Raw genomic sequence first — 525 nt, forward strand, 5'->3', positions numbered from 1 at the left:
ACGGGGGTTCGAATCCCTCTCCCTCCGCCAAATATTTTTTTATTTGGAAGAAAGAAACCATTGAAATCATGGTCAAACCATGATAAATTAGTACTTGTCGCTTTTGATGTGGCCCGTTGGAGAAGCGGCTTAACTCACATGCCTTTCACGCATGCATTCAGGGGTTCGAATCCCCTACGGGTCACCATATATGGGCGCTTAGCTCAGCTGGGAGAGCACCTGCCTTACAAGCAGGGGGTCGGCGGTTCGATCCCGTCAGCGCCCACCATATTTTAATAAGAGCCGGNTTATTTTAATGGCGAAAAATAATATAAAACATTGGCTTGGTAGCTCAGTCGGTAGAGCAGAGGACTGAAAATCCTCGTGTCGGCGGTTCGATTCCGTCCCAAGCCACCATTTTGGAGGGGTAGCGAAGTGGCTAAACGCGGCGGACTGTAAATCCGCTCCCTAAGGGTTCGGCGGTTCGAATCCGTCCCCCTCCACCATGCAGATTGTTGGCCCGTAGCCAAGCGGTAAGGCAACGGA

The 525-nt window shown here is 51.1% G+C and carries 4 tRNA genes; all 4 read left to right on the forward strand.

The window, feature by feature from the left end:
- Nucleotides 1-110: 110 nt before the first annotated feature.
- Nucleotides 111-187: transfer RNA gene (locus EIZ39_RS26190), tRNA-Glu, on the forward strand.
- 5 nt (nucleotides 188-192) lie between these two features.
- Nucleotides 193-268, forward strand: a tRNA-Val gene (locus tag EIZ39_RS26195).
- A gap of 52 nt (nucleotides 269-320) precedes the next feature.
- Nucleotides 321-396 (forward strand) — tRNA-Phe (locus EIZ39_RS26200).
- 4 nt (nucleotides 397-400) lie between these two features.
- Nucleotides 401-485 (forward strand) — tRNA-Tyr (locus EIZ39_RS26205).
- Nucleotides 486-525 lie beyond the last annotated feature (40 nt).

This window comes from Ammoniphilus sp. CFH 90114, from assembly GCF_004123195.1.
Classification (GTDB): Bacteria; Bacillota; Bacilli; order Aneurinibacillales; family RAOX-1; genus YIM-78166.